The sequence below is a fragment of the Prochlorococcus sp. MIT 1318 genome (genome assembly GCF_047304505.1).
Classification (GTDB): Bacteria; Cyanobacteriota; Cyanobacteriia; order PCC-6307; family Cyanobiaceae; genus Prochlorococcus; species Prochlorococcus marinus_D.
In genome coordinates this window covers 1,489,981-1,513,966 of the sequence record NZ_CP138958.1, presented here as the reverse complement: position 1 = coordinate 1,513,966, position 23,986 = coordinate 1,489,981, and the positions used below count along the sequence as shown (strand labels likewise).

23 protein-coding genes and 2 pseudogenes are annotated in these 23,986 nt (G+C 52.8%); 11 read left to right on the top strand and 14 right to left on the bottom strand.

Going from position 1 to position 23,986, the window contains the following annotated elements; translation table 11 throughout:
• Window positions 1-41: 41 nt before the first annotated feature.
• A pseudogene (locus tag SIB66_RS07625) lies at window positions 42-503 on the top strand (iron uptake porin); the annotation flags it as partial.
• A 158-nt stretch (window positions 504-661) separates the two neighbouring features.
• Here the strand turns inward: SIB66_RS07625 and SIB66_RS07620 are convergent.
• From SIB66_RS07620 to ychF, 6 genes and pseudogenes are all read right to left on the bottom strand, one after another.
• Complete coding sequence (locus SIB66_RS07620; RefSeq protein ID WP_063406511.1) at window positions 662-1,018, bottom strand: hypothetical protein; 357 nt, start codon at window positions 1,016-1,018, stop codon at window positions 662-664.
• The gene (locus tag SIB66_RS07615; RefSeq protein WP_236070270.1) at window positions 1,003-1,392 is read right to left on the bottom strand and encodes a hypothetical protein; all 390 of its coding nucleotides are present in this window, start codon (window positions 1,390-1,392) and stop codon (window positions 1,003-1,005) included. Before SIB66_RS07615 ends, SIB66_RS07620 begins: the two co-directional genes overlap by 16 nt.
• A 748-nt stretch (window positions 1,393-2,140) precedes the next feature.
• Window positions 2,141-2,242: pseudogene (locus SIB66_RS07610) on the bottom strand (chlorophyll a/b-binding protein); the annotation flags it as partial.
• Window positions 2,243-2,405: 163 nt separating this feature from the next.
• Window positions 2,406-2,609, bottom strand: a complete 204-nt coding sequence (locus SIB66_RS07605) for a chlorophyll a/b-binding protein (protein WP_063397986.1) — start codon at window positions 2,607-2,609, stop codon at window positions 2,406-2,408.
• Window positions 2,610-2,620: 11 nt separating this feature from the next.
• On the bottom strand, window positions 2,621-2,764 hold the full coding sequence (locus SIB66_RS07600; protein WP_063406509.1) for a hypothetical protein: 144 nt from the start codon (window positions 2,762-2,764) through the stop codon (window positions 2,621-2,623).
• Between the two features lie 953 nt (window positions 2,765-3,717).
• A complete protein-coding gene (gene ychF / locus SIB66_RS07595; RefSeq protein ID WP_063406594.1) occupies window positions 3,718-4,809 on the bottom strand; it encodes a redox-regulated ATPase YchF in 1,092 nt (363 codons plus the stop codon).
• Between the two features lie 154 nt (window positions 4,810-4,963).
• On the opposite strand from ychF, the gene SIB66_RS07590 reads away from it, so the two are divergent.
• From SIB66_RS07590 to cysS, 4 genes are all read left to right on the top strand, one after another.
• On the top strand, window positions 4,964-6,142 hold the full coding sequence (locus tag SIB66_RS07590; RefSeq protein WP_236073719.1) for an efflux RND transporter periplasmic adaptor subunit: 1,179 nt from the start codon (window positions 4,964-4,966) through the stop codon (window positions 6,140-6,142).
• A 24-nt stretch (window positions 6,143-6,166) separates the two neighbouring features.
• The gene (polA, locus tag SIB66_RS07585; protein WP_063406507.1) at window positions 6,167-9,127 is read left to right on the top strand and encodes a DNA polymerase I; all 2,961 of its coding nucleotides are present in this window, start codon (window positions 6,167-6,169) and stop codon (window positions 9,125-9,127) included.
• Window positions 9,128-9,523: 396 nt separating this feature from the next.
• Window positions 9,524-10,183, top strand: a complete 660-nt coding sequence (locus tag SIB66_RS07580) for a Coq4 family protein (RefSeq protein WP_063406506.1) — start codon at window positions 9,524-9,526, stop codon at window positions 10,181-10,183.
• Between the two features lie 70 nt (window positions 10,184-10,253).
• Entirely contained in the window at window positions 10,254-11,753 is a 1,500-nt protein-coding gene (cysS, locus tag SIB66_RS07575) for a cysteine--tRNA ligase (protein ID WP_236070289.1), read from the top strand.
• Between the two features lie 156 nt (window positions 11,754-11,909).
• Here cysS and SIB66_RS07570 read toward each other — a convergent pair whose 3' ends face one another.
• Window positions 11,910-13,241, bottom strand: a complete 1,332-nt coding sequence (locus SIB66_RS07570) for a sodium-dependent transporter (protein ID WP_063403774.1) — start codon at window positions 13,239-13,241, stop codon at window positions 11,910-11,912.
• A 78-nt stretch (window positions 13,242-13,319) separates the two neighbouring features.
• On the opposite strand from SIB66_RS07570, the gene SIB66_RS07565 reads away from it, so the two are divergent.
• Both SIB66_RS07565 and SIB66_RS07560 read left to right on the top strand, forming a co-directional pair.
• Entirely contained in the window at window positions 13,320-14,573 is a 1,254-nt protein-coding gene (locus tag SIB66_RS07565) for a 1-deoxy-D-xylulose-5-phosphate reductoisomerase (protein WP_063406504.1), read from the top strand.
• A complete protein-coding gene (locus tag SIB66_RS07560; protein ID WP_063406503.1) occupies window positions 14,570-14,917 on the top strand; it encodes a (2Fe-2S) ferredoxin domain-containing protein in 348 nt (115 codons plus the stop codon). Before SIB66_RS07565 ends, SIB66_RS07560 begins: the two co-directional genes overlap by 4 nt.
• A gap of 19 nt (window positions 14,918-14,936) precedes the next feature.
• Here SIB66_RS07560 and SIB66_RS07555 read toward each other — a convergent pair whose 3' ends face one another.
• Genes SIB66_RS07555 through SIB66_RS07540 form a run of 4 tightly spaced genes read right to left on the bottom strand, consistent with a single transcriptional unit; the run spans window position 14,937 to window position 18,883 of the window.
• Entirely contained in the window at window positions 14,937-16,049 is a 1,113-nt protein-coding gene (locus tag SIB66_RS07555) for an alpha/beta fold hydrolase (RefSeq protein WP_063421553.1), read from the bottom strand.
• The gene (locus SIB66_RS07550) at window positions 16,030-17,469 is read right to left on the bottom strand and encodes an NAD(P)(+) transhydrogenase (Re/Si-specific) subunit beta (protein ID WP_063406502.1); all 1,440 of its coding nucleotides are present in this window, start codon (window positions 17,467-17,469) and stop codon (window positions 16,030-16,032) included. The genes SIB66_RS07555 and SIB66_RS07550 overlap by 20 nt, the downstream gene beginning before the upstream one ends.
• Complete coding sequence (locus tag SIB66_RS07545) at window positions 17,469-17,774, bottom strand: NAD(P) transhydrogenase subunit alpha (RefSeq protein WP_011130536.1); 306 nt, start codon at window positions 17,772-17,774, stop codon at window positions 17,469-17,471. The genes SIB66_RS07550 and SIB66_RS07545 overlap by 1 nt, the downstream gene beginning before the upstream one ends.
• Window positions 17,774-18,883, bottom strand: a complete 1,110-nt coding sequence (locus tag SIB66_RS07540) for a Re/Si-specific NAD(P)(+) transhydrogenase subunit alpha (RefSeq protein WP_236070268.1) — start codon at window positions 18,881-18,883, stop codon at window positions 17,774-17,776. The genes SIB66_RS07545 and SIB66_RS07540 overlap by 1 nt, the downstream gene beginning before the upstream one ends.
• 158 nt (window positions 18,884-19,041) lie before the next feature.
• Here SIB66_RS07540 and SIB66_RS07535 point away from each other — a divergent pair, with 158 nt between their 5' ends.
• Entirely contained in the window at window positions 19,042-19,620 is a 579-nt protein-coding gene (locus tag SIB66_RS07535; RefSeq protein WP_041384487.1) for a hypothetical protein, read from the top strand.
• Between the two features lie 6 nt (window positions 19,621-19,626).
• On the opposite strand, the gene SIB66_RS07530 is transcribed toward SIB66_RS07535, so the two are convergent.
• A complete protein-coding gene (locus SIB66_RS07530) occupies window positions 19,627-19,803 on the bottom strand; it encodes a hypothetical protein (protein WP_236070267.1) in 177 nt (58 codons plus the stop codon).
• Window positions 19,804-19,987: 184 nt separating this feature from the next.
• Here SIB66_RS07530 and SIB66_RS07525 point away from each other — a divergent pair, with 184 nt between their 5' ends.
• Together SIB66_RS07525 and SIB66_RS07520 are read left to right on the top strand one after the other, a co-directional pair.
• A complete protein-coding gene (locus SIB66_RS07525; RefSeq protein ID WP_413681459.1) occupies window positions 19,988-21,349 on the top strand; it encodes a DEAD/DEAH box helicase in 1,362 nt (453 codons plus the stop codon).
• Between the two features lie 94 nt (window positions 21,350-21,443).
• The gene (locus SIB66_RS07520) at window positions 21,444-21,692 is read left to right on the top strand and encodes a hypothetical protein (RefSeq protein WP_041385095.1); all 249 of its coding nucleotides are present in this window, start codon (window positions 21,444-21,446) and stop codon (window positions 21,690-21,692) included.
• 347 nt (window positions 21,693-22,039) lie between these two features.
• On the opposite strand, the gene infA is transcribed toward SIB66_RS07520, so the two are convergent.
• Window positions 22,040-22,309, bottom strand: coding sequence for a translation initiation factor IF-1 (infA, locus tag SIB66_RS07515; protein ID WP_006041809.1), 270 nt, complete (start codon window positions 22,307-22,309; stop codon window positions 22,040-22,042).
• A 231-nt stretch (window positions 22,310-22,540) separates the two neighbouring features.
• On the opposite strand from infA, the gene SIB66_RS07510 reads away from it, so the two are divergent.
• Window positions 22,541-23,188 carry a pseudouridine synthase gene (locus SIB66_RS07510; protein ID WP_074160849.1) on the top strand — a complete coding sequence of 216 codons (648 nt, stop codon included), beginning with the start codon at window positions 22,541-22,543 and terminating at the stop codon, window positions 23,186-23,188.
• Here SIB66_RS07510 and SIB66_RS07505 read toward each other — a convergent pair.
• Entirely contained in the window at window positions 23,157-23,960 is an 804-nt protein-coding gene (locus SIB66_RS07505; protein ID WP_063406499.1) for a methyltransferase domain-containing protein, read from the bottom strand. The two genes, SIB66_RS07510 and SIB66_RS07505, sit on opposite strands and share 32 nt — an antisense overlap.
• Between the last annotated feature and the right edge of the window lie 26 nt (window positions 23,961-23,986).

Below are 23,986 nucleotides of genomic sequence, written 5' to 3'. Positions count from 1 at the left end.
CATTCAATTGGCGCATTGCGCCTATCTGTGTGAGGAACCAAATGAAACTCTTCCAGCAATTGCTGGTGGCACCTGCTGCCTTGGGCCTTATGGCGCCAATGGCTGCTAATGCCGCAGACCTAGACATCAAAGGTGTGTCCGATTATTCGGCCTCCAGCGAGCAGGTCACCAGCATCTCTCAATTCCAAGATGTTTACCCAACTGATTGGGCTTATCAGGCTCTGAGCAACCTGATTGAGCGCTACGGCTGTGTAGCTGGCTATCCAAGCGGTAGCTACCTGGGCAACAGAGCAATGACCCGCTTTGAAGCGGCTGCTCTATTGAATGCTTGCCTCGACCGCATCACTGAAGTCACCGACGAACTGCGTCGCCTTCTCAACGAATTCGAGCAGGAGCTCGCCATCCTCAAGGGCCGTGTTGATGGCCTAGAAGCGCGCGTTGGTGAACTCGAAGCCACTCAGTTCTCCACCATCACCAAGCTTGTTGGTCAGACATTCATAATAAGTCGACGTCTCAACGAAGGCTGGATCAAATGCGTTGATCAATACAAATACTGCTTTAACTTTTAAAAAGATGATATCGGCTTACAACAATCATCAGTAAAGAGCTAGCTCAATCAGGCCAAGCAAAAGAGATCTTCTCAACGTCTATACATATAAGGTTAGTTCAATAACGAACCATCAGCATTACAATCACGTAGATCATTCCACTTGGCCAAATTTTCTTCTAAGTTGTCAAACTCATTTTCTGAGTCATTGATTTGATGGGCTTTAATTAATGCTTGAAATGCCTCGACGCCATACTTGCTTGCGATTCTTTGCTTGATACAGGCTTTATACTTAGAGCCAGCCTTTAATTCCTCCTCCGCTCCTCTTAAATTATCCTGAGCCAACTCACTCTTTTCTCTCCATTCCAGCATGTGGTTCGTGAATTCTTCTTGTGCCCCATCAGCGAAAGCAGATTCACTATGTACTACAAGCAAGAGCAACAACACTAATCCTGCTAAGAAATGACGCATTCCTCGTCCCTAGAGGCCTCATGATTATCCCATAAAAGTTTATAGAACCATTTCTCTTTCGGCGAATGCCTAACTCTTTCGACACCTTTCTTTGTTAAAATAAAGATTGGCTCACCTGATTCTGAGACCTGCTTGATATCTACATTACCTAGCATCCACATGCGCATAAATACTTGATTGTCCGTCATGGTCCCAAGATATTCCTTGCAACTTTTACCAACATCAATAAACCAGAGAGAAAGTAGATCTGCCTTCTCTCTATCTCCCTTACAAAGCTGAAGCGTAGTCCGAGAAATAGCCGTTGCATCGCCTTGCTTAAGAGCAAAACGAATCAAGGCATTTCCAAGACTAATCCGTTCGCGATCTACACTCATGGCGCCATTTCTGCTGGGCATATATAAGGAGTCGAAAATCGTAAGCAAAGTTATAAAATTGACTCTAGCCAAGAAAGCAGCTTGCACTCCGGCCTAAATGCTCGCAAGTTATGGAATGAAGATGCGCGGCAAGATGGCTTAGTTTTGAAGGATTTACAAGCTGAACCTATCAAGCTAACATTCTGTTCAAATAGAATCTAAAAGGTCTAAAAAGGTTATTGAAAGCCTAACATTCAAAACCATTTTCTATCCAATTGGATTAGTAACCTCTCTGGTATAACGCAAGCCAAGCCTGAAAAAGGTTTATTTAAGAGCAATCAGAGCTGAGTTAGCACAATCAATCCCACCTCAGCAGCCATTGCAAGGGTAATACAAACTCATCAAAGCAACGAGGTTCTCTTGAAGAAACCTCCAAAAAGATTGGATACCGTTAATGAAAAAGGTAAGTCACAACCAAGCCTTGAATTGATCGTCTAAACAAAACTATCAATACATACTCAACAGACTATCCTTAATAGCTAGAGGCCCTAGTCCAAAGAAGAGGAGCGGCCTCTAGCTAAAAAGAATTTTTCAAAAGATGCCTGGAATAATCCAGCCAGTCAGTGCATAATCATAGCGATTAGACCTTTTAACAAGCCTTTTCGTGAATTTCTTGAGAGAGTTAAGGGGATTGAATTCCATAATAAGTTAGAAGAGATTATTAATGCCCTAAAGTTTTCACTTAAGGGCATTAATATCTATAAATTGCTTAAAATAATCCAGGGATAATCTGCCCTGTAGCCGCATAACTGGCGAGTGCTCCAATAAAGCCAATCATTGCCCAGCGGCCGTTTTGTAGCTCTGCATTTTCATTCATGATGATTGAGAGGTAGAGGAATTGTGTAAGGAAAGGTCAGGAAAGGCAAAAAGGTCTCATGCCAATTGGCAATCAGACAAGAATGAGAGTCAATGGCATATTCTCCGCTAATCCACTGTTTAAAAAAGATGATTAGCCTGAATAATGATCATTAAAATCAAAAAATGCCTGGTAAGATTTGCCCTGTGAACAAATAAGCCACGACAGCAGATAAGAAGCCAATCATTGCCCAACGTCCGTTGGCCAGTTCTGCTTCTTTACTAAAAGCGGTGTATTCAGGATCAATTTGCATGCGAGGTTCGCTTGCATACATGTTCTGACGTCCACCGTCTTCAGTGATGACATTTGTAGAAGAAGTCATGATCTTTCTGCTTAAACCACACCAGGAATAATTTGGCCTGTCGTTAGATAGGCTCCGACCGCAGCCCAAAATCCCATCATTGCGGCCATTCCATTAACACGCTCAGCGGTTAACTTCTGATTTTCGACCCTATTGGTCTTGGGTGTTTTTTCCATAAGAAGGAATTTGAGTTCAGGTTCCTTTGATCACGAAGACCAGCGCTCCGGCCTTCGTTACAAAAGCTTAACACAAGAGGTTGCGAAGTGTGACGATCCTGTTTACAGGGGCAGGTTCACCGGCTTAAAGCTCTCAAAACTCCCTTTAAAGCATGGTATTTACATGCCTATATCTTATCACCAAGCTCTCAAATTAATGCATTAAAAGAAGAAAATTTTAGAAATATACGCGAATTTATACTCCTAAGATGTTTTTTTTGGACGCCTTGGCTTATATGCTCTCAATCATTCATGGCAGTCTCAATGACTCCTTATCAACATTTGATGATGTAAACATCACCAAGCCTATTGGATTTGAATTCTTCTCACTATTCTTGTAAGAGAGTTTAGAAACTTAAGCCTCTATCATTTCTCTATCTAACTCAATATAGAGGCAGGCGACTAATGAATGCTCAAAACAGCACTCCGTCCATGCTTGCTCAACCGCTCTCTCAATTTTAGAACTTGCATCAAAGCCTCAAAAGGCTTGGACTGCACAAGCCTGAATCAAGCAAAAATCCCACGACCTCCAAAGCTTTAGGTGTAAACACCTAGGCGCTGCTTGATATGGGCCGTAATTGGAAGAATTTATTTCAAAGCCCTCCCTAGTCTCTTGAAAGAGCTATTCCATAGATACTGGCATTTGGCTGATGGCGACAAGCTCATCACATTCAACAAACTGGCAAGAAGCCTTTATTGGTGCTCTTACCACCTGTTCAAGTCTTTTAAATTACCGTTTGCCAGGTAGATCATCTATGCGAGTTCAGCTTAGTGAATTCAGAACTCAAGGTGAACTGAATAGAAATTAGATTGACTTGATCAATCAACAAACCAAGAGTTTTGCTTACCTTCAGGGCTATGGTTTGGTTTGCTTTTTTTGGTCGAATAGAAAGTATGCCCCAGAAAAATAAAAACTAGACGTTAAAGAGAAACTCCATAACATCACCCTCCTCTACGACGTAGTCCTTACCCTCACTACGCAGCCAGCCCTTGTTGCGTGCTTCAGCAAAGGAACCGGCCTCAAGCAACTTCTGGTAAGCAATGGTTTGAGCACGTATGAAACCACGCTCGAAGTCAGTATGAATCACACCAGCTGTCTGCGGCGCCGTCATGCCGGCCTTAAACGTCCAAGCACGGGTTTCCTTCTCCCCTGTGGTGAAGTAAGTACGAAGACCTAGAAGCCGATAGGTCGCCTTGATCAAACTCTTCAACCCCCCCTCACTCACTCCGAGGCCTTCAAGGTAATCAATACGCTCTGCTTCGCCGAGTTCAATTAACTCAGCCTCCACCTGGGCTGAAATCCGCACGCATTCAGCATCCTCACGCGTCGCCAAGGTCGTCACCTCCTCACAGTAGGCATTGCCGTCGGCAAGATCATCTTCGCTCACATTGGTGGCGTAAATGATTGGCTTAGCCGTTAGCAGGCCAAGCGGTTTAATCATCTTTGCTTCTTCATCACTGAGCTCTACAGCACGAGCAGCACCACCTTGCTCAAGCACAGATTGAATCCGCTCAAGCGCAGCATCTTCGAGCTGGGCGTCATTGCTTGTGCGCGTCTGTTTTTTCAAGCGCAAGCGCCGTTTCTCGATCTGACTGAGATCGGCAAAGCCGAGTTCAAGGTTGATGACCTCAGCATCCCTAGAAGGGCCAACTGATCCAGAGACATGGATCACATCCTCGTCTTCAAAGCAACGCACCACATGCACGATGGCGTCAACCTCGCGAATATTGGCAAGAAATTTGTTGCCCAACCCCTCTCCCTCACTAGCCCCCTTGACCAAACCAGCGATATCAACAAACTCCATGCGCGTTGGAATCAGCTCCTTGCTCTTGCTTAGATCGCAAAGCAGCTGCAACCGCTCATCAGGTACCGCAACACTGCCCACATTCGGTTCAATGGTGCAGAAGGGAAAGTTGGCAGCTTGAGCCTGCGCGTTGGCCACAAGTGCATTGAAAAGCGTGGACTTACCCACATTTGGTAGTCCAACAATTCCGGCTTTAAGCATGAGGGCAAATCTAGCCGTGCCCATGCCAGAAACCATTGCAAAAGCAAGATGGCACTGCACAACAACGATAGAGACGCTTGGCGGAGACGTAATCGTGCCTTGCTGCAGTCAGGCACACTGACCAGCGAGACTGCTTGACATCGTTGGTGGGTTGATGGCCAGCACAAAGGCCTCGCCCATATCGGCACATCAGGAGCAGAGATTGGTCCATCTCACACAACTCAAAGGTGCTTTAGGGCAACGCAAACGCTTGATCAGCCTCAGTGCAGCTGTGGTGCTAATCACCGCAGGGGGGATGGCCTGGAGGTTCAGCTCCCAGCAGCGCTTGGGTCGCGATCTCAGCAATTACACCGTAGAAACCGAGAGGGGCACCCTTCCTGGGATCGTGAGCGCCAACGGCGAATTGCAGGCAAAGCGGAGCGTGAATGTCAGTCCCAAAAAAGCAGGTTTGCTGAAAGAGCTCTATGTCGATCAAGGCGACGAGGTCAAAAAGGGAGAGGTGCTCGCTCGCATGGATAGTGGCGACTACAACGACCGCTTAGATGAAGCGAAGGCACTTGAAAGAAAAGAGCAAGCTGAATACGAAACGAGAAAAGCAGACCATGAGCGGCGCAACAACCTCTACCAACAAGGAGCCATCTCAGCCGACGACGCGAGCAAATATCGCCGCCTCTACCTGACCAGCCGCGCCAACCTTGCCGCCGCACAAGAGCGTGTTCAACAACGCATTACTGAAGGGAGCGAACTGCTTATCAGAGCACCCTTCAGTGGTGTGATCACAGCCCGTTATGCGGAGCCAGGAGCCTTTGTGACCCCAACAACAGCAGCCTCTGCAACTGCCGGCGCCAGCAGCTCCTCCCTGGTTGAACTCTCAGAAGGAATGGAGGTGAACGCCAAAGTGCCCGAAAGCGACATCGGCCGCATCCGCATCGGCCAAAATGCCAGCGTGCGTGTTGACGCCTTCCCAGAACAACGTTTTATGGCCCGCGTCAGTGAGATCGCCCCGAGGGCAGCAAAAACTGAGAATGTCATCTCTTTCGCAGTCAAGCTCAACCTGATCAAGCCTTCGCCCCAACTGCTGATAGGCATGTCCGCAGACGTGGATTTTCAAACGGGCAAGACTGCACCCAGCACGTTGGTTCCCACCGTGGCGATTGTGACTGAAAAGGGCAAACCTGGTGTGCTTCTGGTGGGGCAAAAAAATCAACCACGCTTTCAAGCGGTGGAACTAGGCACCAGTAGTGGCAGCAAAACAGCCATCCTGAGTGGAGTTAATCCCGGCACACGCATCTTTATCGATCTGCCCCCATGGGCCAAACCAAAACGCGACTGATGCCATCCCCCATCAATCCGCCCCATGCCTGAGGCTGCTAACAAGCCACTGTTGCTGCTGGTGGATGGCCACTCGCTGGCCTTCCGCAGCTTTTATGCCTTCAGCAAAGGTGGCGAAGGGGGATTGGCCACAAAAGACGGTACCCCTACCAGCGTTACCTATGGCTTCCTAAAAGCCCTGCTGGACAACTGCAAGGGCCTTAGCCCGCAAGGGATTGTGATCGCCTTTGATACAGCTGAGCCAACCTTCCGCCATCAAGCAGACGTCAACTACAAAGCCAATCGTGATGTTGCGCCAGACATCTTTTTTCAGGACCTCAAACAACTGCAAGAGATCCTTGAAAACAACCTACAACTTCCCCTTTGCCTTGCCCCTGGCTATGAAGCCGATGATGTGCTCGGCACCCTCGCCAACCAAGCGAGCAGAGATGGTTGGGGTGTACGCATCCTCTCCGGCGACCGTGACCTCTTTCAGCTGGTTGATGATCAGCGCGACATTGCCGTGCTCTATATGGGTGGTGGACCGTACGCCAAAAACAGTGGTCCCAGCCTGATCGATGAAGCTGGGGTGCTCAGCAAACTTGGTGTCATCCCAAGCAAGGTGGTTGAGCTCAAGGCCCTCACTGGCGACAGCTCTGACAACATCCCCGGGGTCAAAGGTGTGGGTCCTAAAACAGCCATCACCCTTCTTAAGGAGAATGGCGATCTCGATGGCATCTACAACGCGCTGGCTGAAGTGGAAGCAGAAGGCGAGAAAGCCAGCCGCGGTGCCATTAAAGGAGCACTCAAAAGCAAGCTCAGCAACGATCGTGATAACGCCTATCTGTCGCTCCATCTCGCAGAGATCCTGGTCGATATCCCCCTACCAAAAGCGCCACGCCTAGAGCTAGGCAGCGTTGACAACGATGGACTCACTGACCGCCTGAGCGCCCTGGAACTCAACAGCCTGGTGCGCCAAGTACCAAGTTTCGTGGCCACCTTCTCCAGCGGGGGATTCAAAGCCAATCGCCACGAACTTGAACCATCCAGATCTGCGACAAGCCCAGTAGAGCCTGACTCTTCAACAGAAACAAAGGCTTCAAACGACAACGAACTACCGGCGCTAGAGCCACAACTGATTACCAATCCAGAAGAGCTGCAAGAGCTTGTCAAACGGCTGATGGGCAGTCGAGATCGCCTCAAACCAGTGGCAATCGACACAGAAACAACCGCCCTCAACCCCTTTTGCGCCGAACTGGTGGGCTTAGGCGTCTGTTGGGGTGAGGGGCTGCAAGACCTGGCCTACATCCCGATCGGGCACCATCCGCCTGCCGCACTACTGGATGCAGACGCTGCATGCCAACTCCCCCTAGAGGCTGTGCTCAAAGCGATAGCTCCTTGGTTGGCGAGTAACGACCACCCCAAAGCACTGCAGAACGCCAAATACGACAGGCTCATCCTTTTGCGCCATGGACTCGCCCTCGAGGGGGTCGTGATGGACACGTTGCTGGCCGACTACCTCCGTGATGCCGCCGCCAAACACGGCCTGGAAGTGATGGCAGACCGTGAATTCAAGATCACGCCAACCGGCTTCAGCGAGCTGGTTGGCAAGGGCCAAACCTTTGCTGATGTCGCAATCCCAACGGCCAGCCTCTACTGCGGCATGGACGTGCATCTCACCCGACGACTTGCCATCCGACTGAGAGCTCAACTTGAGAACATGGGAGCCAAGCTGCTTCCCCTACTGGAGCAAGTTGAGCAACCCCTAGAACCGGTTTTGGCGCTGATGGAAGCCACCGGTATCCGCATCGACCTGCCTTATTTAAAGGAACTCTCGGTTGAACTTGGCAACACCCTCGAGAAACTTGAGCAACAAGCCCAAGAGGCCGCAGGGGTGAACTTCAATCTGGCCTCCCCCAAGCAATTGGGAGAACTGCTATTCGAAACACTTGGGCTCAATCGCAAAAAATCCAGGCGCACCAAAACGGGCTGGAGCACCGATGCCAACGTGCTGGAAAAACTCGAAGCTGATCATCCCGTGGTGCCGTTGGTGCTGGAGCACAGAGTGCTCAGCAAACTGCGCAGCACCTACGTGGATGCCTTGCCGCAGCTTGTGGAATCAGAAACCGGCAGGGTGCACACCGATTTCAACCAAGCGGTTACGGCAACAGGCCGGCTGAGTAGCAGCAACCCCAACCTGCAAAACATCCCCATCCGCACGGAATTCAGCAGACGAATCCGCAAGGCTTTTCTTCCCCAAAAGAACTGGAAACTGCTCAGTGCGGACTATTCACAGATCGAATTGCGCATCCTCACCCACCTCTCTGGAGAGGAGGTTTTGCAAGAGGCCTTCCGCAATGGGGATGACGTGCACGCTCTCACTGCAAGGTTGCTCCTCGATAAAGATGAGGTGAGTGAAGATGAACGCCGACTCGGCAAGACCATCAACTTCGGCGTGATCTATGGCATGGGCGCCCAGCGCTTTTCACGTTCAACCGGCCTTAGCCAAGCGGAGGCCAAAGACTTCCTTAGCCGTTACAAACAGCGCTACGCGAAAGTGTTTACCTTCCTCGAACTGCAAGAGCGGCTTGCACTCAGCAAAGGCTATGTAGAAACCCTGTTAGGGCGGCGACGGCCCTTCCATTTTGATCGCAACGGATTAGGCCGATTGCTGGGCAAAGATCCAATGGACATTGATCTCGACGTAGCCCGCCGCGGTGGCATGGAAGCCCAACAGCTCAGGGCGGCAGCCAATGCACCGATCCAGGGTTCCAGTGCCGACATCATCAAAGTGGCGATGGTGCAGTTGCAACAACAGCTAACGGCAGCAGATCTACCGGCACGCCTGCTGCTACAGGTGCACGACGAACTGGTGTTAGAAGTAGACCCCACCGCACTTGAAGATGTTCAGCAGTTGGTGATGCAAACGATGGAAAAGGCTGTTGAGCTGAGCGTGCCACTCGTGGTGGAAACAGGCATTGGCGATAACTGGATGGACGCGAAATAAAAACCTCAACAGACAAAAAACTAGACGGCAGTTGACCTCCATCAACAAGGCCAAGCAAACACTTGTTTGTATCAATTCAGAGCATGCGTTTAAGCAATAAAAAGGCCCGCTAAGCGAGCCTTGCAATAGATCTAAATCTGTGGATCTACTAAATCTGTGGATCTAAATTGATGGTTCATCCAAACAATAAAATCGCAAGCCTGAGAGAGAAAGTCTTGGGTACTACAAGCCAAAAAGGCAGCCCAGCAATAGTTTTAGAGTTGACTAGATATTCTTAAATTGAACGAAGAATAGATTTGTTAGAATCAACTCTTCCATAATCCTCATCCAATATGCCTGAAAAGAACTAGCCATATTCCCTGATTCAATAAAACCCTCCACAAGGCAATCCTGCTGATGAATCTCAACCTGCGCAAACGACTGCAAAACCTAAAGCTTGTAGCCGGTCTGGCCAACTTTTTAAAAGATCCTGACCTGGACAGCGTGTTTGCAGTTGCAGGCAGTCTTCAAGACAGCCCACTGGCCGAGAAGATGGAACGCCACCTGATGGCTAATGCACGCTTTAAGGCCATCGTTGACGAGGGTTGGCGGCCAAAACCGATAGACCTCAACGATCTGCAGAAGCTTCCGCAAGGAAGCCTTGGCCGCAGCTACGCCGATCAACTCCTCAGCCAAGGCATCGATCCAAATGCGCTGATTGATCCAACACCTGTGACTTCCCCCAAGGAGTTCATCGTGCATCGCCTCAAGGAAACGCACGACATCGTTCACGTGCTAACAGGCTTCGGCATCGATGGGGTCAGTGAGCTAGGCCTGCAAGGGTTCAACCTTGCTCAGAACCATTCACCCCTGGCCGTGATGTTGATCTTTGGTGGCATGCTCAACGCACTGCAAGACGATGAGCCGCTTGGCCCGCTGCTTCAGGCTCTAAGCCAAGGCTTCCAGATGGGACTGGATGCTGACTTAGTTATTGCTCACAAACTTGAAGAAGGCTGGGAGCGGCCACTTGTGCAATGGCGCGAAGAACTAAGGCTGCCTCACCCCAACGCGAGCTAAGAATCAGCTCGAGCCGAACACAAGTTCAGAACGCTTGGCCCTAGCCTCAAAGCAAGCTCCAGCCCTACCAGTGTCCCTGCGGCTCACAAACACCCTCACTCGCCGCACGGAACCCTTCACTCCGCTCAAGGACGGGCACGTCAGCATTTACTGCTGCGGCGTCACGGTCTACGACCTCTGCCATCTCGGCCATGCCCGCAGCTACATCGCCTGGGATGTGCTGCGTCGCTATTTGATCTGGCGTGGTTACACAGTCACCTTCGTGCAGAACTTCACTGATATCGACGACAAAATCCTCAAGCGTGCCGCTGAAAAGAAATGCTCCATGCAGGAGATCAGCGAGCAAAACATCGAAGCCTTCCATCAAGACATGGATTCCCTAGGCATCCTGCGGCCCGATCGCATGCCCCGCGCCACACAATGTCTAGACGGGATACGCGCCTTGATCAGTGAATTAGAAGCTAGTGGGGCTGCCTACTCTGTCGATGGCGATGTCTACTTCGCCGTGATGAAACATCACGGCTACGGCAAGCTCAGTGGTCGTGATCTCGAGGAGCAGCAGCAAAACGCAGATGGTCGTATAGCCGATGCCGAAGAGGCGCGCAAGCAACACTCCTTTGATTTCGCACTATGGAAGGGAGCTAAAAGCGGAGAGCCAAGCTTTCCCTCACCCTGGGGAGCAGGGCGCCCGGGCTGGCATATCGAGTGTTCCGCCATGGTGCGCGAGGAATTGGGCGAAACAATCGACATCCACCTGGGGGGAGCTGACCTGATCTTCCCTCATCACGAAAACGAGATTGCTCAATCTGAAGCAGCTACCGGCAAGCAGCTTGCTCGCTATTGGCTACACAACGGCATGGTGAATGTCGGCGGTCAGAAAATGAGCAAGTCACTCGGCAACTTCACCACGATCAGAGCCCTACTAGAAAGCGGCGTCTCCCCAATGACGCTACGCCTGTTCATCCTGCAGGCCCATTACCGCAAACCGCTCGACTTCACAGCCGATGCCATCAACGCTGCAGCCACCGGATGGAAAGGTCTCAACGCAGCCCTTGGCCTCGGGAACATCTATAGCGAAACCCTGAGCTGGCCTGAATGCAAACCCCTGCCACAAGGAGTCATTCAACCCGCCCATCCCTCCAATCAGGAGCAATGCAACGAAATACGTCAACACTTCATCGATGCACTGGACGATGACCTCAATAGCTCAGGGGCCATCGCCGTGCTGTTCGATCTTGCCCGCCCCCTGCGTGCCCTAGCGAACCGCTTGGAGCGTGGTGACACAAAGGCAATTCAAGAAACAGCGAAGCTGAACTTGCTCCCACGTTGGCAACTGCTGGTGGAGCTGGCCAATGTGCTCGGGCTTGAGGCCGAAAAAGCCGCGCAACCAGCCCCCGAGAGAAACAACAGGGTTGATGAAAACCATATCCAACGCGCCATTGCCGCTCGCAAAGAGGCCAAAGCTGCCCGTGATTTCGCCAAAGCCGATCGCATCCGCGAAGAGCTGCGCGCCCAAGGGATCGAACTGATCGATAAACCAGGAGGCCTCACAGACTGGATCAGCAGCTGATCATCATCCGCGGAACGTTCTAGTTTTCAACCATCAGCGCCTCGATGAGCGACTTCGACTTCGCCAGCTCTAGGGATACAAACGCTTCAGCCAAATCGACAATGCCACCTCTGCTTTAGAGAACTGAGTGCATGAGCCCCAACCGTGAACGCTTGATCAGGTCCCAGTCCATGTCTGCAGCAGATCCACGACGCTAACGATCAAACCAAAAGCCACAACAGGTGGTGACACCCAACGCAGCATGAACAGCAACAAGCGACTTAACCCAAATGGTGTCTCACAACCAGCGAGATCCTCCTTGAAGCGACGGGGCACCACCCAACCCAACAAAAGAGCCAGCAGTAATCCGCCAAGAATTAACAATAGATTCAGCAAAGAATCCATCCAGCCCAGAACATCCGTTGATGTAGCCGCAGGCAGACCGAGCACAAAAATCACTGCTACAGAAAGCCATACCGCCCGAATACGGCTGCAACCAAAGCGATCGATCAGGCAAGCCACTGGCACCTCAAGCAAAGACACCGCAGAGGTGATAGCAGCGATGTAAGCAAGCGCGAAAAAAAGCACAGCCACAACACGACCAGTGTCTCCGAGAGAAGCCAACCCCGTAGGGATAGAAATGAATAAGGCTCCAACGGTGGAATCGCTGATCACATCCTTGAGAGCAAACGTCATCACCACTGGGAAGGTGATCATCCCTGCCAACAAACCCACGGCTGTATCCATGCTCACCACTGCTACCGCTTCGCGAGGCAGGTGATTGCGGCGATCCAAATAGGCTGCATAGGCAAGGATGCAGCCAATACCAGTGCCAATTGAAAAGAAGGCTTGGTTAAAGGCGTTGCGCACCGTCGTGGTATTGAACAACTGATCAGCGTCCCAGCGGAACAGGAAGGTGTGATAGCCCTGCAAGGCTCCCTCGAGAGTGGACGCCCAACACGCCAGTGCAATCAGCAACAAAAAAAGCAAAGGCAGCCCCCAGCGAGAGAGGCGCTCAATACCACCACGAACACCGGCTGCCACAACCAAAGCAGTAAGCACCAAGCTGACCATCTGACCCCATAGGGCGTTGCTGCCCTTGCTCACGACGCCGAAGAAGCTCTCCGCCTCCGTCATGTCAGCGGGCAAACCCACCAACAGGGCATGAAACAGGGTGTGACCGGTCCAACCCATCAACACGGCATAAAAAGCCAAAATTCCGCAAGGGGCAATCACAAACAGCCAGCCCATCGGTTGCCAGCGGGCCCCAGCTGCTGCAACCGGTGCTAGCAGAGGACTTTTGCCCGTACTGCGGCCAAGCACCATCTCGGCAATCAACACCGGCAGGCAAACCACCAACACAATCACGACATAGAGGAGCAGAAAAGCCGCCCCACCCCCCTGAGAGGATCGATAGGCGAAGCCCCAGAGATTGCCAAGCCCCACTGCACTGCCTGCAGCGGCAAGCACAAAGCCCAAGCCCGATCGCCAATGTTCCCGAACTGCCATAACTGGAGCTCCTTGTTAAGACAAGCTTGCCAGTGTCTGGCCATCTAGTGGGAGACTGGCTTCAACTGCCGGAACAGTGTGAAAGCCATCAGCGTGCTGGGCTCCACAGGTTCGATCGGTACTCAAACCCTCGAGATTGCCGAAGAATTCCCTGAGCGCTTCCGGGTGGTTGCACTCACGGCCGGCACAAACGTCTCTCTTGTCGTGGAGCAGATCCAACGACATCATCCCGAGGTTGTAGCGCTCGCCGACGCGTCGCTACTGCCAGAGCTGAAGCAGCAACTCAACGCACTGCCTAGCGAGCAACAACCACCTCACTTACCTCAGTTGTTAGCGGGCCCAGAAGGGCTCAATGTGGCCGCCTCATGGGATAGCGCTGATCTCGTGGTAAGCGGCATCGTCGGCTGTGCTGGGCTACTGCCAACACTGGCAGCAATCAAAGCCGGCAAGGATCTTGCCCTCGCCAACAAAGAAACCCTGATCGCTGCAGCACCTGTCGTGCTGCCGGAATTAAAACGCAGCGGCAGTCGGCTGCTTCCAGCAGATTCCGAACACTCGGCCATTTTCCAGTGTCTGCAAGGAACACCCTGGGCTGAGAACGCACGTCTCTCCACAGGAGTTCCTACCCCTGGACTGCGCCACATCCAGCTCACAGCATCTGGAGGTGCCTTCCGCGACTGGTCAGCAAAAGACCTTGAGAAAGCCACCATTGCCGATGCAACCAGCCACCCCAACTGGAGCATGGGACGCAAAATCACCGTGGATTCAGCCACCTTGATGAATAAAGGGCTAGAGGTCATCGAAGCCCATTACCTCTTTGGCATCGACTACGACCAAATCGAGATCGTGATCCACCCTCAAAGCATCATCCACTCGATGATCGAGCTGGCTGATTCCTCCGTGCTGGCGCAGCTCGGCTGGCCAGACATGAAACTACCTATCCTCTACTGCCTGAGCTGGCCGGAGCGGCTCGAAACTCCTTGGCGGCGACTGAATCTCGCCGAAGTAGGCGAACTCACCTTCCGCGCCCCTGATACCAAAAAATACCCCTGCATGAAACTTGCCTACGCCGCAGGACGTGCCGGCGGAACCATGCCAGCCGTACTCAATGCTGCCAATGAAGAAGCAGTGGCCCAGTTCCTTGAGGAGCGCATCCATTTTCTTGACATCCCGGAGGTGATCGAGGCTGCCTGTGAACGCCACAAGCCCGACCTGCAGACACAACCCAAGCTTGATGACGTGCTTGCCGTCGATGCATGGGCACGCAAGGCCGTACAAGAGCAGGTGAAACGGGGCACCCGTCGCCTACCACTGCCAGCCCTGACAGCATGAATTTCAAGGTGAGTCATCACCTACTTCTTTGCGCCACAGCCAACAAGGCGGCCTGTTGCAGTGCAGATGTCGGCAACGCCAGCTGGGCCAATCTCAAAAAACTAATCAAACATCATGACCTCGAAAACATCGATCGCCCAGAAGGTGTGGTTCTGCGTAGCAAGGTTGACTGTCTTCGCATCTGCAACGACGGACCAATCCTGCTGATCTGGCCAGACGGGATCTGGTATGGAGGAGTGACACCAGAACGAATCGAATCAATCGTGAAAGAGCATGTGCTTGGCGGCCAACCAATCGAAGCCTGGATCATCCGCCGGACCCCTCAGCAGCAGAGACATCCCTGAGTTTTTACTGGGTTTTTAGTCAAGCTCCAAACTTTGACAGCCAACGGGCCACCACCTGATCCCCCCAGCAACCTCCGATGGCATGGAAACCATTGTGGCCGCCTTGAGCTGTCAACAACACTTGGATTCGCTGCTCACTGGATGGAGACATGTTCGCTGCCAACTGTTGAGCGGCTTCTGCTGGCACCCAGGGATCATCTAGCGCTTGCAGGAGCAATGTTGGCGGCAGGCGGCTGGGGTTCTCAAGCAAGGCGATCAACGGTGAGGCGCCAGCGTAGTAAGCATCAACATCGCCATAACCCCAGCGCGGTGCTGTGATGGCAGCATCAAACTCTCGGATCGTTGCTGGCGGGCTCTGACCCTTCTCCCCATTGAGCACTTCCCTTTCCTGCACAGTCACGCCGAAGGGATCCGCCAAGGTTTGACGAATCAATCGCTGCAGCAACCAACGCTGATAAACCCTATTGCGGGGTCGCTCGATTGAGGCACTGCAAGCCGCTAAATCAAGGGGACTACTGGTACAAACCAATCCATCCAAAACCGCTTGGCCAGGCGCGCGCGCGTGGCTTGGCTCAAGACAGGCATTGAGAAGCATCGTGCCCCCAAGGGAAATACCGGCCCCAAGCAGAGGAACTGCCCCTCTCGAAGCAACACCCTCGCGACCAAGCTGATCACAGAGCTGCCTGGCCCTTAACAACACCGGGCCAAGATCGCTGTTGCACTCAGCGGCATAGGTCCCTGCTGAGAGATGCCGCCCAGGGTCTGCACCACGCAAATTCAAGCGCAGCACGGCAAAACCAGCCGTCTGAAGAGCGCAGGCCATGCGTCGTAGACCTTCGCGTCGACTGGAGCCCCCCAATCCATGCAGCAGCAAAACCAAGCCACGCGCCTGGCGGGTGCTTTGAGGGCGATCAAACAAAGCCAACAACTGACCAGAACCCGCCATACCGCTCGGCAAGGCTGGTACTTCAATTTCAATCTCTTCGCCTCGATCACTCGGCAAGCGCACCGGTCTCAGGGTGTCTCTGAGGGTCTGCAAATCACCGCCCAGCCAAGGCAATCTCTGTCTAAAAGAAGGCATCCCGAGCTGCTTCAGCAGCTCGGGATGGGGTTCACCCCTTCTTGCCAACACCAAGCTCCTTTAGTTCAACCAAAAGATCACCCAACACCTTCTTGGCATCACCAAACACCATGGAAGTATTGGCAAGTTCAAATAGATCATTCTTAATCCCTGAGTAGCCCGCACTCATACCCCGCTTCACTACGAACACCGTGCGAGCTTCCTGCACATCAAGCACAGGCATGCCATAAAGAGGTGAACTTGTATCGGTCTTGGCCTGAGGATTCACAACATCGTTCGCCCCTAGCACAAGCACCACGTCAGTGGCTGGGAACTCAGGATTAATCACATCCATCTCCTTGAGCTGCTCATAAGGAACATCAGCCTCAGCCAAGAGAACGTTCATATGACCAGGCATCCGTCCAGCAACGGGATGGATGGCATAGGTGACCTCAATTCCAGCTGCTTCCAAAGCACGGGTGACTTCCCTAAGCGTGTGCTGGGCCTGTGCTACAGCCAGGCCGTAACCGGGAACGATGACAACCCGCTCTGCTGCCTCAAGGGTGAGCGCACACTCCTCAGCGCTGCAACTGGTGATGTTTTTATATTCACCACCGCCGCCAGAAGCAGCGCTTGCTCCTAACGCTCCACCAAACAATACGGATACCAAAGAGCGATTCATGCCGTTGCACATCACCTGAGTAAGGATCAGACCAGCCGCTCCAACCATGGCGCCAGCCACAATCAGCAACTGACTACCAACAACGAAACCTGCCGCCGCCGCCGCAACACCCGAATAACTGTTCAAAAGTGAGATCACCACTGGCATATCAGCACCGCCGATCGGTAGCGTCACGCCGATTCCCAACAAACCAGACCCGATCACCAGCAACCAAAGCGCACTGACGTTGTCGCCACGGCGGCCAAGTTCGATGGCAGCCACTAAAGACATCACAGCAAGCGCAATGTTCACGACATGCCGAACCCTGCTCTGCATCCAAGGGGGTGTTGACAGCCAGCCCTGCAGCTTTGCCATCGCCACGATGGATCCTGAAAAGGTGATCGAGCCAACAAAAACAGACACCACAATCGAGATGTCTTCAACCACTGCGCTGCCTGCTTCGCCAGCACCAGCGGCTGTCGGGAAGATTGCAATGCCGAGAGCTACCAACAACGACGACATGCCTCCGCAGCCGTTAAACAGAGCAACGGTCTCCGGCATGGAGGTCATCGGCACTCGCTGCGCTGTGATCGCACCGAGACATCCACCGACCACCGTGCCGAAGATGATCCAAATCCAGGCTTCAGCAGCGATACCGCTGGTGCCGAGATAGTTCACGATCAAGCCCACCACGGCAAGCGCCATGGCAAAAGCTGCAAGGAGATTGGCCTCACGAGCAGAGCGCACCTTCGAAAGGCCCTTGATCCCAAGGGCAAGGAGTAAAACCGCGACCAGATCAATCGCGAACTTGAGGATCTCAGCAATATTCATCAGTGGTTGTCCTTGCGGCGAGCGGACTTGCGGCTGAACATGGCCAGCATCCGATCAGTAACGAGAAATCCGCCAATCACGTTGAACAAGGCGAAACCAAGAGCAACAGCACCCATCGCCAGCAGAGGGATGTTGTTACCGGCCTTGATGATCAGGGTGAGAGCAGCCAACATCGTGATCCCCGAGATCGCATTGGCACCACTCATCAAAGGCGTATGCAAAGTGGGGGGCACCTTGCCGATCAGTTCAAGGCCAAGCAGGCTGCCAAGCAGCAGCACCCAAAGGGCCTCACTCAAGAACGACATCAGTTGGACCCTCCCATGTTGAACACATTGTTATGGCGAATCTCACCGTTGTGACTGATCAGGCATCCTGCAATTAACTCATCCTCAATGTTGAGACTGAGCTGACCGTCCTTCAAAACGGGCTCCAACAGAGCCACCAAATTGCGGGAGTAAAGAGCACTAGCGTGATTGGGCACACTGCAAGGGAGATCGGAGGCACCGATCAACTTCACGCCGTTGCGATCGACTGTTTCACCAGGACGCGTATTCGCACAATTTCCACCCTGTTCAACGGCAAGATCGACCACCACAGCTCCTGGGCGCATGCGATCGAGCATGAGATCACTGATCAATCTGGGAGCTTTTCTCCCAGGCACCTGAGCAGTACAGATCACCACATCGGCCTCCGCTAACTGATTGGAGAGCTGCTCACGCTGAGCCGCCAGGAAAGCCTCAGAAGCCTGCTTGGCATAGCCACCAGACTCATCTGGCCTCTGCTCAATCTCAGGGGGATCGATAAAGCGTGCTCCAAGTGACTCCACCTGCTCCTTCACGGCAGAGCGAACATCACTGACGTAGACCACCGCACCCAGCCGCTTTGCCGTAGCAACTGCCTGCAATCCAGCCACACCAGCACCCAATACCACGACCCGTGCTGGCTGCACTGTGCCAGCTGCCGTCATCAACATCGGGAAGTAACGATCAAGGGCAGCTGCAGCCAAGAGCACCGCTTTGTAGCCAGCAATATTGGCCTGAGAGGAAAGAGCATCCGCAGACTGTGCCCGACTAATTCTCGGCAGCAGCTCTAGGGCCATCGCTGAGAGCTTTGCTGTCTTCAGAGACGCTGCTAAAGAACTGTTGGCATAGGGCGCCAACAAACCAACAACAAGGGCCCCAGATCGCATCCTTGCCAAAGCACTAGCAGAGGGAGATTGAACGCATAGGACGACATCGGCCTCGCTCCAGGCCTGTGAATCTCCCGGAGCAACCAGCTCCGCACCAATGGTGTTGAAATCACCATCAACAAAACCTGCGGCAAGGCCGGCACCCCGCTCAATGGCAACCTTGCTGCCCAGAGAAAGAAACTTTTTCACCGTGTCCGGCGAAGCCGCAACACGGGTTTCTCCCATCGCCGATTCCAGCTGAATTAAGAGTCTGGGCAAGAGAGAAGACTGGTTTAACCAGGCGAGATTACGGGGTCGACCTCCCGATACCGGGAGCTTTCCTGAAGAAAAGTTTTTTTAGCTGAACTTTTAGCTATGAAGGAGTGTTGACTCCAACTGCCTCAATGGGCCTAACCGCAATCGAATGTCCAGATGGTGTTTGCCATAGCCATCACGGAGGCCATGCCGTGGAGCGCTCCACAATGCAGAACAACCTTCAGGGACACGGGAGAGAATGGTGTGAACGCCTAGCAGAACGGATCTACGAGATTTCGGTGGATACCTTCTCCCAAACAGTGATGCCGAGCCTCCATTCCGCAGGATGGCAGCGACGCCATTTGGATTGGGAATTCAAGCTCGACAAACAGGAGTCGGAGCCTGACAAGGCTTTGGTAGACGGGATTATCAACGCCACCGAGAGTTTCCTCCGCAGCAGTGAAGTCCACAGACTGTTCATTCAAGAACTGGTTCAGGGAACCTTTGCTGAAGCCGGTTCAGACACCCTGAGGGCATCAGCCGTTCAAAAGCTGATCGAAAACGAATTGCTAACGATGCTCAAGGAGAAAAAGGAGCAATTGCTCGATCGCTTAGCTGGTCAACTCATGGATGAGGCTCAGGGCAACTTCGAGATCGCACACACTGCCGCAAGCGAAGGCCTCAATGAGGTTGAGCACCTGCTCGTAAACCACACCGAAGCGCTCTGAACTCAGTCAGACAATTGGTAACAACTCCTGTTCCATAGCCAAGGCCTCAAGCTTCAACCCTTGGCTATGGAGCCAGCGTGCTCTCAGGATCAGCGGATCAATGTCAAATTCATGAAGCCAGCACTGCTCCAGGCTGCGGCGTTGCTGAAAAATAAACTGTGATGAATGGCGGCGCTTGGCCATGGTGCCAGGGGGCCGAAAACCCCAGAAGCTCTTGGCCAGAAGCTAAAGATGCCAGCAGCGAAATAAATGGTTAGAAAGACCTATCTTCTCGTGCAATGTCATCTCCAAGCCTTCCTTTGAACTGCTGGGAGAGTCCTGCCAGCCCAAAATCCGACCCCGGATTTGGCAGCAACAGCTGATTCAGCTGCTTCGTCGCAGACTGTCTCCACAGGCAATCCAAGGGCGAAATGTGCTTGTGCATGCGGGCCCAGGTGCAGGCAAAACCCTCGGCGCCCTCCTCAGCTTCGAGGCCATGCAGCGAGGGGGTGGCTTAACGCGATTCATAGTTTTTTGCCACCGCAACTCGATCCTGAATCAATGGCACCAAGCATCTAAACAACTAGGACTCAACTTGCAGGACTGGGAAGCCTGCCCAGAACGACCCGAGATCCTCCAACAAGCAGACGGCTGGGCAGTGACCTATCAAGGTGCCGGTCTTCAGTTAGAGACCCTGATAGCAGAACTAAAAGACTGGGCCGGTGACGGCTTACTCGCTATTGCCGATGAAGCCCACCACCTCGGGATGAATCCAGATGAACCTCAGGGGCCAGCCTGGGGACGCACCTTTGTTGCTCTCACTGGCAGCAGCAAAATACGGCTTGGTCTGACTGGCACGCCCTTCCGCGCCGACAATCTGGCCTTCTGTGCAGCCCGAAGAGTGCGCGTAGAAGCCGAGGGAGCTCTGGTGGAGCAGATCAGCCCAGATCTCTGCGTGGAACCCAGTGAGCTGATTCATGCAGGAGATGTGCGCCCCCTCGAATTCCGCTTCCAGGATGGCTGGGTGGAACACAGCCGTCCTGGACAGCCCGATCGAGATGTCTCACCCCTCTCTGCTGAAGTGCGTGAAAGCTGGCGAGCACGCAATCTACGTAGGGCTATTCGGATCTCAGACTCAAGCAGTATTGCCTTGCAACTGTTACTACGTGCACGACGTCAACTTGAGAAGGTACGTCGCCACCATCACGATGCAGCAGGCCTTGTGATCGCTAGAGATATCGAACACGCTGGTGGCATCGCCCAGCTCCTGCAAGAGGAAGGCGATCGTGTCGAGCTGGTGCACTCCCAAGACCGTGATGCCAGTGCTCGCCTGGCAGCCTTCCAAACAAGCAAAGCCGACTGGTTAGTCAGCATCGACATGTGTGCCGAGGGATTCGATGCCCCAAGACTTCGCGTGGTTGCTTATCTCACAACGGTGGTAACGCGCAGCAGATTCATCCAGGGAATCACTCGCGCGGTAAGGATCTCCACAGCAAGAGCATCGTTAGAGCCGGTACCTCGTCACCCTTCCTATGTCTTTGCACCTGCAGATCCCTTACTGATGGGCCATGCCCGAAGCTGGTCGAAGACAGAGCCATATCTCATCAAAGACAGCGAAGCGAAAGCAGAGGAAAACACAACGACGGGTCACTGGCGAGGCCCAAGCCTGCCACTCGAAGCAGTCAACGATGGAGCAGGTGCTGTCATCCGACTGCGCACACCAAATCTGCCCAGTTTTTTGCAGCGTTGACGACAACTTTTCCAAAAGAAAAATGCGACGTTCTATAAAATCAAACCAAATACAGACCACTTACATGCAATTCTCTGGCCAATGGGGACCAATCATGAACACAGCTATTCGACGACGTATAAGCGTTTCAACGTGTTGGGCATCCGCCAGAATCGCTTTACTAGACAGCAAAGAGAGCTACGAAGACAGTTACGCCATCACCCAAGAATTCCGCGAGTGGATCACATGTCCAGGTGGACATCACGAACTACTTGAGGCCTCAGTTCTTGCGGTGCCGAACCTTTCCAGCAAAAGCCATTCCTACGACAAAACAAGCGACGCAGACGAGGCCCTAGAGATCTAGGCAAATTTAACCAGGGATTTCTGCTGACTTGAAATATTTTACGCGCAGAAGTCAAGCCGTAAGAGAACCAATGAAAGCCTCAACTCATGAGAGCATAAATTATCACTTCTCAGAGATAATTACCAGAGCTGTTCTCAGCAAAATATCATCAACTAGGCTATTTAATTGATCAAGACATCAAGCAATTATTTAGTATAAAATTGGCATCAAGCAACAAAGATTTGCCTACCAGTAAAAAAACAGCTTGCATCATTATCACATGAAAGTTGAAGTGGCAAAACCTAATAAGCAGCAGTGTCAATCCTTATAAGGATTCAAGCCCAGCCCATCTATTCTTATGAAGCTGATTAACGTCGTCGAGGGCCACCTGGGCGATTTCCACCCGGGCGCCCCCCTGGGGCTCCAGCATTTCGCTCTCGATAAGTGATTCTGCCTCGAGTGAGGTCATAGGGACTGATCTCCACCAGCACCTTGTCACCAGCGAGCAATTTGATGCGGAACTTAGTGAGCTTGCCGGCGGCACGACATAAACACTGATGACCGGCGGGCTGCTCAAGGGTGACCAGATAGAACCCGTTGCCTTGTTCCTTCTCAATCACACCCGAGGTTTCGATCATGCGGTTGCGCCGTGGCTCATTGGTTCAATCGGAGTTTAGGTTGCGGCCCCTGCAAACACGGCAGAGTCAAAAAGTCTCTAGGGCCGATTGTCATTTCGCCACGCTCCATGATGGTCCACCGTTAAGACTCAGGCTTAAACGATGACTCATTTCTATTGAAGCAATCAAGCGCTGACGATCCCTACAACGATTTATCTATGCTGATACTGCTCGCGTCTACTGACTAATCAGCTGACCACCCAAGCAGACGACTTCACGACCCTTCTGCTGAACAAGCCCTACGGCTTCCTAAGCCAGTTCACCCCAGAACCAGGCAGCCAGTGGAGGTGCTTAGCAGACTTGATCCCCATACCCAGGGTGTATGCGGCAGGCCGCCTAGATGCTGACAGTGAAGGCCTCTTGGTTCTCACTGCCCATGGGCGCCTGCAGCATCGACTCACCAATCCCCATTTGAGCCACTGGCGGGTTTATTGGGTGCAAGTAGAAGGTTCTCCTAGTGAAAGTCAACTACAAAAACTTGCTTCAGGAGTGATCATCAAGGGAAAGAGAACCCGTCCTGCCCTAGTGAGCTGGCTGAAGGGAAACTCTGCTCCGATCGTGAGAGAGCGTGAACCACCCATCCGTGTGCGAAAAAGCATCCCCACTAGCTGGCTTGAATTGAAGTTAAAAGAAGGGAGAAACAGACAGGTTCGACGGATGACAGCAGCCGTAGGGCTGCCAACCCTTCGCTTGATCCGTCATCGCATCGAGCTTTTGGATGGTGAGCCACCCCTCAGCATTGAAGGGATGGATCCTGGCCAATGGAGGCAGGTCTCATCAAGAGAGACCAACCTCCTGCTGTCCCTCCTCAATCGTCCGGCAGCTGACCCACAAGCGTGACGGCGCGAAATTCAATGTCTTCAACCACCTGCCAGGGTTGATCAGAACGATCGGCATAGCTCACCTTCTCAAAGCCCAAAGCACGAAAATCCTGCAGGAAGGCCTCTTCCTGCCAGGCACCACTAATGCAGCCACTCCAGAGTTCCGGATCCTGCTGAAGAGCAAGGGGTACTGGCTTATCACAGACGATATCGCTAACAGCAAGCCGTCCACCTGGCCGCAAAACCCTGCGAATGTTGGCCAGCAGATTCTTACGATCTGCAGGATTCACCAAATTGAGCACACAGTTGCTCAACACCAAATCAATCGACCGATCGGCAATAAGCGGAGCTCCATCGACCTGAGGGGCTTCAAGCGCTTCGATAGCGCCCTCCACAAAGCGCACATTGGCAAAGCCAATCCGCTCCGCCACAACTGGTGCGGCCTGTCGAGCCAGGTTGAGCATCTCAACATTGCGATCCACCCCAATCACCGCACCCGCCGAACCAATCAGCTGGGCACAAATAAAAGCGTTCTTGCCACTGCCACTGCCAAGATCAAGCACAGTGTCACCAGGCTTAACCCAGCGAGTTGGGTCACCGCAGCCGTAATCGCGCTCCACAACTTCACGAGGGATGGCCTTAAGCAGGCCGAGGTCGAAAGCCACCGGGGTACACAAACAAGCTTCCTGGGCATGCGCTGCAGCTCCATAGCGCTCCTCTACAGCCTGCGTCTGATCTAACGCATCAGCTCCAGAGCCTGAAGCAGAGGGACTACAGCAGCTACTGCTCATGAAAAAAGCCCTTCAAGAAAGATCAA

What these genes read in the sequence shown, in the direction of transcription:
- SIB66_RS07620 (WP_063406511.1), bottom strand. Translation starts at nt 1,018, where the DNA reads ATGCGTCATTTCTTAGCAGGATTAGTGTTGTTGCTCTTGCTTGTAGTA.
- SIB66_RS07615 (WP_236070270.1), bottom strand. Translation starts at nt 1,392, where the DNA reads ATGAGTGTAGATCGCGAACGGATTAGTCTTGGAAATGCCTTGATTCGT.
- SIB66_RS07605 (WP_063397986.1), bottom strand. Translation starts at nt 2,609, where the DNA reads ATGACTTCTTCTACAAATGTCATCACTGAAGACGGTGGACGTCAGAAC.
- SIB66_RS07600 (WP_063406509.1), bottom strand. Translation starts at nt 2,764, where the DNA reads ATGGAAAAAACACCCAAGACCAATAGGGTCGAAAATCAGAAGTTAACC.
- ychF (WP_063406594.1), bottom strand. Translation starts at nt 4,809, where the DNA reads ATGCTTAAAGCCGGAATTGTTGGACTACCAAATGTGGGTAAGTCCACG.
- SIB66_RS07590 (WP_236073719.1), top strand. Translation starts at nt 4,964, where the DNA reads ATGGCCAGCACAAAGGCCTCGCCCATATCGGCACATCAGGAGCAGAGA.
- polA (WP_063406507.1), top strand. Translation starts at nt 6,167, where the DNA reads ATGCCTGAGGCTGCTAACAAGCCACTGTTGCTGCTGGTGGATGGCCAC.
- SIB66_RS07580 (WP_063406506.1), top strand. Translation starts at nt 9,524, where the DNA reads ATGAATCTCAACCTGCGCAAACGACTGCAAAACCTAAAGCTTGTAGCC.
- SIB66_RS07570 (WP_063403774.1), bottom strand. Translation starts at nt 13,241, where the DNA reads ATGGCAGTTCGGGAACATTGGCGATCGGGCTTGGGCTTTGTGCTTGCC.
- SIB66_RS07560 (WP_063406503.1), top strand. Translation starts at nt 14,570, where the DNA reads ATGAATTTCAAGGTGAGTCATCACCTACTTCTTTGCGCCACAGCCAAC.
- SIB66_RS07550 (WP_063406502.1), bottom strand. Translation starts at nt 17,469, where the DNA reads ATGAATATTGCTGAGATCCTCAAGTTCGCGATTGATCTGGTCGCGGTT.
- SIB66_RS07545 (WP_011130536.1), bottom strand. Translation starts at nt 17,774, where the DNA reads ATGTCGTTCTTGAGTGAGGCCCTTTGGGTGCTGCTGCTTGGCAGCCTG.
- SIB66_RS07540 (WP_236070268.1), bottom strand. Translation starts at nt 18,883, where the DNA reads ATGGGAGAAACCCGTGTTGCGGCTTCGCCGGACACGGTGAAAAAGTTT.
- SIB66_RS07535 (WP_041384487.1), top strand. Translation starts at nt 19,042, where the DNA reads ATGGGCCTAACCGCAATCGAATGTCCAGATGGTGTTTGCCATAGCCAT.
- SIB66_RS07530 (WP_236070267.1), bottom strand. Translation starts at nt 19,803, where the DNA reads ATGGCCAAGCGCCGCCATTCATCACAGTTTATTTTTCAGCAACGCCGC.
- SIB66_RS07520 (WP_041385095.1), top strand. Translation starts at nt 21,444, where the DNA reads ATGAACACAGCTATTCGACGACGTATAAGCGTTTCAACGTGTTGGGCA.
- infA (WP_006041809.1), bottom strand. Translation starts at nt 22,309, where the DNA reads ATGATCGAAACCTCGGGTGTGATTGAGAAGGAACAAGGCAACGGGTTC.
- SIB66_RS07505 (WP_063406499.1), bottom strand. Translation starts at nt 23,960, where the DNA reads ATGAGCAGTAGCTGCTGTAGTCCCTCTGCTTCAGGCTCTGGAGCTGAT.